Source organism: Henriciella sp., assembly GCF_049649345.1.
Lineage (GTDB): Bacteria > Pseudomonadota > Alphaproteobacteria > Caulobacterales > Hyphomonadaceae > Henriciella.
The window spans coordinates 1-2,945 of record NZ_JBARZC010000187.1; the positions used below are offsets into that span (position 1 = coordinate 1).

4 protein-coding genes are annotated in these 2,945 nt (G+C 59.4%); 1 reads left to right on the forward strand and 3 read right to left on the reverse strand.

The annotated features are described in order from the left end of the window. The 3 genes from ruvA to WA989_RS04670 form a co-directional block, all read right to left on the reverse strand. Nucleotides 1–486, reverse strand: a 486-nt coding sequence (gene ruvA / locus WA989_RS04660; RefSeq protein WP_424339343.1) for a Holliday junction branch migration protein RuvA, incomplete at its 3' end; no start/stop codon positions are given. Next, on the reverse strand, nt 483–971 hold the full coding sequence (gene ruvC, locus WA989_RS04665) for a crossover junction endodeoxyribonuclease RuvC (protein WP_424339346.1): 489 nt from the start codon (nt 969–971) through the stop codon (nt 483–485). The genes ruvC and ruvA, both read right to left, overlap by 4 nt. An 84-nt stretch (nt 972–1,055) precedes the next feature. After that, a complete protein-coding gene (locus WA989_RS04670) occupies nt 1,056–1,763 on the reverse strand; it encodes a metallophosphoesterase (RefSeq protein ID WP_424339344.1) in 708 nt (235 codons plus the stop codon). A 303-nt stretch (nt 1,764–2,066) separates the two neighbouring features. On the opposite strand from WA989_RS04670, the gene WA989_RS04675 reads away from it, so the two are divergent. Next, on the forward strand, nt 2,067–2,870 hold the full coding sequence (locus WA989_RS04675; RefSeq protein ID WP_424339345.1) for a sulfotransferase family 2 domain-containing protein: 804 nt from the start codon (nt 2,067–2,069) through the stop codon (nt 2,868–2,870). The last annotated feature ends 75 nt before the right edge of the window (nt 2,871–2,945 follow it).

A 2,945-nucleotide genomic window follows, 5' to 3' on the forward strand; every position in this document is an offset into this window, starting at 1 on the left:
CGACCGCGCGCCGCTGGCGGGGAGCGGTTCATCGGCGGTCGGCGCTTGCAGATCAGACGTCCTGAACGCGCCAAAGCGGCCCATCGGTGGCGGTTTGCCGGACAGCTCGCCGATGATCCGCTCTGCGAGTTTCTTTCCGACGCCCTTGGCACGTGTGATGGTTGCCGCGTCGCCGAGGGCGAGCGCATCCATGATGTCTGTTGGCGAAAGCGAGTCCATGATCGCCATGGCTGACTTGCCCGCCACGCCAGGCACATCCTGAAGCCGGACAAACCAGGCGCGCGCTTCATCGGATTCAAAAGCGAAAAGCGTAATCGAATTTTCCGTGACACGCGTCTCGATGTGGACAGTCGCTTCCTGGCCGGGGTTCAGCTTCGAAAGCAGGCGCGTGCCAGCAAGGGCGACATAACCGACGCCGTTCACGTCAATCATGACGCTATCTGTCCCGACGGTCGCGACTTCCCCTCTCAGGCGGCCAATGATCATGCCGCCCCCTTCTTAAGCGCGACGGCATGATGCGCGGTGCAAATCGCGCAGGCGAGGGCGTCGGCCGCGTCAGATGACATCTTTCCAGCCTTGGGCAGGAGCCGGGAGACCATGAAGGACACCTGAGTCTTGTCCGCCGCGCCTGTCCCGACCACGGCAAGCTTGATCGTGCGCGGTGAGAATTCGAGGACGTTCAGGCCGGCACCGTGGAGCGCCGCCATGGCAGCGCCGCGCGCCTGGCCAAGTTTGAGCGCCGAGCGCGGATTGGCATTGACGAGGGTTTCCTCGATCCCGGCAAAGTCTGGCCAGTAGGCGCGCGAGAGGTCTGCAATTTCGCGGTGAATGCCTCCCAGCCGGGCGGCGAGCGGGAGCTCGTGATTGATCCTGATGACGCCATGGGCAATGTGCGTCAGCCTTGAGCCGGCCTGTTCGATCACGCCCCAGCCGGTATGGCGAAGGCCCGGATCGATACCAAGGATGCGGATTACGTCAGTCATCACCCGACTCAAGAACAGCTTCGGTTAAGATTTTACCAATTTTCCTGATTTGTTCCCAGCCGCAAGCCCAGTTCAGACCGAAATATAGTCAACCTCGCCATCAGGCGTGAAAACGCCGGCGGTCAGCACCCCGCCATAGACGGCGCCTGTATCCAGATTGAAGCGGCGCGGGGGCGTGCCCGCGGTCTGAGGCTGGAAATTGTGTGTGGGCGTATGGCCGTGGATGACTTTCCAGCCTTTGAGCGCGCCAACATCCCAGCGAGCGGGATTGAAGAAGCGCTGCGAGCGGGTCCAGAGATGAATGCGCCGGTCGCAATGGGGAAAGGTTGCCGGGTCGACGCCTGCGTGCACGAAGGCGAGGCGGCGGTCTTCTTCGAGATGCAGGGTCGGCAGATTTTTTACCCAGCTGAGATGGGGGTCCGGGAGATCTTCGTGGCCACGCCTGCCGTAGCTTTCCAGCGTCGCATCGCCGCCATTCATCAGCCAGTGCAGGCGCGCATCCGTGCCGTCTTCCTCATAGGCGTCGAGCATCATCTGTTCGTGATTGCCGAGCAGGTTTATGGTTTCGATATCGTCGCGTTCTTCAAGCCGCATCAGAGTGTCGATGACGGCGAAACTGTCAGGCCCGCGATCAATATAGTCGCCGACATGGATCAGCTTGAGAGGCGTGCCCTCATGGTCCTGGGCGTGGCGCGCAAAGATCGCTGCGTGCAGGTCGGCTAACTTGTCGGCCTCGCCGTGCACGTCTCCAATCGCATAGATAACTGTTTCAGACGCCATGTCTTCTCCTGATGCTCGACACTCTTCTTTTTCGGCAAAGCGGCAAGAGTATCCCGAGATCGAACGCTCCGCGCAGCAAAAAGGTGCAGTGTGGCCCACCTTGACGGGACAGGCGCGCCCTCATTGAGAGGTTAGTCCGATCCGGCGTTCGCCCCCAATCAAAAAGGCCTTTAAATTCCGAGGGCTTTGGCACTCATTTTGCTTGACGGGCCTATGCATGATGCGCTGGTTGGTCGTGACGCCCAGTATAGGAGCAAATCGCGGCAGGCCTGAATATGCTGAAATGCCTTGGCCGGGGGATAAATGACGCTACTGGAATTCAGCTTTTCAGCGCCTGAAGCGCCCGCCCCCGGACTGGAAGTTCACCATCCATTGGCACGCCGTCCGGCCGGCTTGATGCGCGAAGCGAAGGTCGCCGTGCAGCGCCTCAAATATCAGCTGAGACCTGATATGAGCCCGCTAAAGGTGTTTTCGCCGCATCGCGCAATGTTTGTCCGCCTTCCGAAAAACGCCTCCACATCACTGATGGATTTTCTTTACCCGGATGTACCGGCAAGTTTTCTGCCGCACTTTGGCGCCGACTATTACCGGCGGGTCTTCCCAAACCACTTTACGCAATATCTGGTCTTTGCCTCGCTTCGAAATCCTCTGGAGCGGTTCGCCTCGGCCTTCAGCTATTACAAGAACTTCTCGACCGTCCCAGAAGAGCGCAAGATGATGGATGAGGATCTTTCCTTCATCAAGACGATGGAGGACTTCCTCTACTGGCTGAATGATCATGAGCGGCTGGAAAATGCCGAGGTGATGAATTGGCTGCACTTCCGTCGCCAGCGAGATTATATCTGCGACACGAGCGGCAATATGATCGTCGACATGATGTTCCCGATCGAAGACATGCAGCCTGGTCTCAAAGTGCTCGGCCGCTTCACAGGTGTCGAGCGGCGTATCACGCGGCGGCATGCCTCGGCGAAAACCAAAGTTGGCCGCCTCCCGCTTGACCGGGTCCGAGACCATTATGGCGAGGATACCGCACTCTGGAACCTGGTCCACACCAGCAAGATTGGCTTCACGAGCCGGCAAGCACTGCGCGCGTGGGAATGGATCTGAGAATATTGGAGCGGGCGATGAGATTCGAACTCACGACCCCAACCTTGGCAAGGTTGTGCTCTACCCCTGAGCTAC

Bases quoted from the DNA above. Each gene is read 5' to 3' on its own strand.
- WA989_RS04675 (WP_424339345.1), top strand. From the start codon at position 2,067: ATGACGCTACTGGAATTCAGCTTTTCAGCGCCTGAAGCGCCCGCCCCC.
- WA989_RS04670 (WP_424339344.1), bottom strand. From the start codon at position 1,763: ATGGCGTCTGAAACAGTTATCTATGCGATTGGAGACGTGCACGGCGAG.